Source organism: Streptomyces sp. NPDC060194 (genome assembly GCF_042728285.1).
Lineage (GTDB): Bacteria > Actinomycetota > Actinomycetes > Streptomycetales > Streptomycetaceae > Streptomyces.
The window spans coordinates 1-3430 of the sequence record NZ_JBHWZH010000264.1; the positions used below are offsets into that span (position 1 = coordinate 1).

Sequence of the window (3430 nt, forward strand, 5' to 3'; positions counted from 1 at the left end):
CTGCTCGCGGTGGCGCCGGGCGAACCGGTCGGAGGCGAGGCGGCGCACCGGAGGGCGGGGCCGGACGAAGACGCCCCGGCCGTGCTCGGCGTGGACCAGTCCCTCGCCCTGGAGGACGGAGAATGAGTTCCGGACCGTCATCCGGGAAACGCCGTAGTGCTCGACCAGTTCAGCCTCCGAGAGCAGCTTCTCGCCCTCCTTGAACGCCCCCGGGACGGCCGGCCGCTGCCGTTCCGGATACGGCGCAGAATCGATTTGTCAACACGGGGCCGCGGCGCTCATAGTCCCTGGGTGACTCCCACCGCCCCCAAGGCCTCTCGCATGCCCGCCTGGGCGAGCCGCAACTACTCCCTGCTGACCGCGGCCGCCGTCGTCACCAACCTCGGCGCGCACGGCGCGCTGATCGCGGCCGCGTTCGCGGTCCTGGACTCCGGCGGTGACGCGGGCGACGTCGGCCTGGTGGCGATGGCCAGGACGCTCCCCCTGGTGCTGTTCCTGCTCATCGGCGGCGCGGTCGCCGACCGGCTGCCCCGGCACCGGGTGATGGTCGCGGCCAACGCGGTCAACTTCGTCTCGCAGGGCGCCTTCGCCCTCCTCGTCCTCACCGGCGACCCGCAGCTGTGGCAGATGATGCTGCTGACCGCGCTCGGCGGCACCGGACAGGCCTTCTTCAACCCGGCCGCCGAGGGCATGCTGCTGTCCAGCGTCAAGGGCGAGCAGGCCAGCCGGGCCTTCGCGGTCTTCCGGATGGCGATGCACGGGGCGGCCATCGGCGGCGCCGCGCTCGGCGGCGCGATGATCGCCGCCATGGGCCCCGGGTGGGTCCTCGCCGTCGACGCCGCCGCCTTCCTCGTCGCCGGCTCGCTGCGCGCCTTCCTCGACGTCGGCCACGTCCCCGACCGCGAGCCCGGCGGGGGGCTCCTCGCCGATCTGCGCGACGGCTGGAAGGAGGTCGCCTCCCGGCCGTGGCTGTGGGCGATCGTCCTGCAGTTCACGGTGGTCGTCGCCGTGGTCGGCGCGGCCGAGTCGGTCTACGGGCCGCTGGTCGCCGAGGACTCCCTCGGCGGGGCCGCCCCCTGGGGTCTCGCGCTCGGCGCGTTCGGCGTCGGCACGCTGCTCGGCGCGCTGCTGATGATGCGCTGGAAGCCGCGCCGGCTGCTGTTCGCCGGCTCCCTGTGCGTCTTCCCGCTGGCCCTGCCCTCGGCCGGGCTCGCCGTGCCGCTGCCGCTGGCCGGGCTCGCGCTGGTGATGTTCGTCAGCGGCGTGGCGATCGAGGTGTTCGGCGTGACCTGGATGACGGCGCTGCACCAGGAGATCCCCGAGGACAAGTTCTCCCGCGTCGCCGCCTACGACTGGTTCGGCTCGGTGGCCATGCTGCCGGTCGCCACCGCGCTCGCGGGCCCCGCCGAGTCCGCATTCGGCCGCTCGCAGGCGCTGTGGGGATGCGCGGGCCTGGTGGTGCTCGTGACGGCGCTGGTCCTGCTCGTGCCGGACGTCCGCAACCTCACCCGGCGCTCCAAGGAGGTCGCCCGCAGCGAGGTCCCGCAGGTCACCGGCCCCGTCTCAGCCGATGCCGAAGGAACCGTCGGGCGGCTCGGGTGACCCCACGGCGTCCGCGTCCCGCACCGGGACCGCGTCGCCGATGAGCCGGTCCACGGCGGCTCCGCGCTCCACCCGCGCGGGGAAGACGTCCGAGGCCGTCCGCCGGGCCAGCTCCGCCGTGTCGATCTCCTCGCGCGCGGCGAGCAGGACGACGTTGCCGAAGCGGCGGCCGCGCAGCACCCCGGGCTCGGCGACCAGCGCCACGTGGCCGAGGACGGCGCGGAACGTCGCCAGTTGGGAGCGCAGGAAGTTGAACGGGGCGCCGTCGGCGAGGTTCGCCGCGTAGAGACCGCCGGGCCGCAGGACCCGTTCCGCCTCGCGCGCGTACTCCACCGACGTGAGGTGCGCGGGCACCCGGGAGCCGCCGAAGACGTCGGCCACCAGCAGGTCGGCGCTGCCGTCTCCCGCCCGCCCGAGCCACTCCCGGGCGTCATCGCCGTGCACCCGCACCCCCGAGCCCGCCGGCAGCGGGAGCCGCTCGGCGACCAGCGCGAGCAGCCCGCGGTCCGCCTCGACGACCTCCTGCCGCGATCCGGGGCGGGTCGCGGCGACGTAGCGGGGCAGGGTGAGGGCGCCCCCGCCGAGGTGCACGACGTCGATCGGCGCGCCGGGCTCGGCGGCCGTGTCCAGGACGTGCGCGAGCCGCCGCACGTACTCGAACTCCAGGTGGGCGGGGTCGTCGAGGTCGACGTACGACTGCGGGGCGCCGTCCACCGTGAGCAGCCAGGCGCGGCGGCGGTCGACGTCGGGCATCAGCTTGGCCGTGCCGCCGTCGACGGTGCGGGTGACGGGGACCGGCTCGTCGGCGTGGCCGGCGTCCGGCGCGGTCGGGGCGGCCCCTTGCGGCGGCGTGTCGGCGGGGGTGCGGGGCGGTTCGCGCATCAAGCCATTGTGCCCGGGCGGCCGGTCCGCCCGTGATCAGCCCCAGACCTTGCGGACGGCGTCCGCCCGTGCCGCGGCCTGGGCGAGTCCCGCGCGGGCCGCGCCGGCCCGCCGCCTCGGGTCGAGGACGTTCCGGCCGAACGCCTTGCGGGCCGCGTCGTCGGGCGTGACGACCGCGACCTGCGCCCCCGCCGCCACGAGCCGGCCGACCTGCTCCCGCAGGGAGGGCACGGGCCCGCCGGACCGGGTCAGCGGGGCGATGACGACCACCCGGGAGCAGCCAGCCGCGAGGTCGGCGTTGACCGGCGAGCGCACTCCGCCGTCGATGTAGCGCTCGGCGCCGATCGTGACCGGCGGCCACACCCCCGGCACCGCGCAGCTGGCGCCGACGGCGGAGACGAGGTCGACGCCGCTGTCCCGGTCGAAGGTCCGCAGCCGCCCGGTCGCCGCGTCGACCGCCGTCACGACGAGCCGCCGCTCCGGCCACTCGTGGGTCAGCAGCCGGCCCGCGATGACCTCGCGCCGGACCGACTCCTCCCCCACCCGCGCCGACAGCGCGAGCCGGCCCATCCGCCGGCCGAAGCCGTCCGCGTCCCGCGCCCGGAGGACCTGCCACAGGTAGCGGGCGGTCAGCCCCGCTCCCATCGACGCGACGGTCTCGTCCTGCGGCGGGGGCAGCTGCCGCTCGTACATCTCCTCGGTACCGAGCACGCCCGAGGCGATCTGGGTGCCGACGACCGATCCGGCCGAGGTGCCGACGATCAGGTCGGCGCCGGTCAGGTCGACGCCCTCGCGGGCCAGTCCGTGGAGGATGCCGATCTCCCAGCCGATGCCGGTGAGTCCGCCGCCGCCGAGTACGAGCGCTGTGTCCGTCATGGCCGCAGGGTAGGCGCCGGGCGGCCGCCCGCACCACGCCCCGGACCCCCGGAACCGTCCGGCGCACCCC

3 protein-coding genes and 1 pseudogene are annotated in these 3430 nt (G+C 76.1%); 1 reads left to right on the forward strand and 3 read right to left on the reverse strand.

The window, feature by feature from the left end; genetic code table 11:
- Positions 1 to 251, reverse strand: a pseudogene (locus ACFWEG_RS28615) (GntR family transcriptional regulator); the annotation flags it as partial.
- Between the two features lie 70 nt (positions 252 to 321).
- Between ACFWEG_RS28615 and ACFWEG_RS28620 the strand changes: the two are divergent.
- Positions 322 to 1602 (forward strand): MFS transporter, encoded by a 1281-nt coding sequence (locus ACFWEG_RS28620; RefSeq protein WP_387220918.1) that lies wholly within the window; start codon positions 322 to 324, stop codon positions 1600 to 1602.
- Here the strand turns inward: ACFWEG_RS28620 and ACFWEG_RS28625 are convergent.
- Positions 1564 to 2355, reverse strand: a complete 792-nt coding sequence (locus ACFWEG_RS28625) for a spermidine synthase (protein ID WP_387220921.1) — start codon at positions 2353 to 2355, stop codon at positions 1564 to 1566. The two genes, ACFWEG_RS28620 and ACFWEG_RS28625, sit on opposite strands and share 39 nt — an antisense overlap.
- A 165-nt stretch (positions 2356 to 2520) precedes the next feature.
- Positions 2521 to 3360: a patatin-like phospholipase family protein gene (locus ACFWEG_RS28630; protein ID WP_387220915.1), complete on the reverse strand. Its 840-nt coding sequence runs from the start codon at positions 3358 to 3360 to the stop codon at positions 2521 to 2523.
- Positions 3361 to 3430 lie beyond the last annotated feature (70 nt).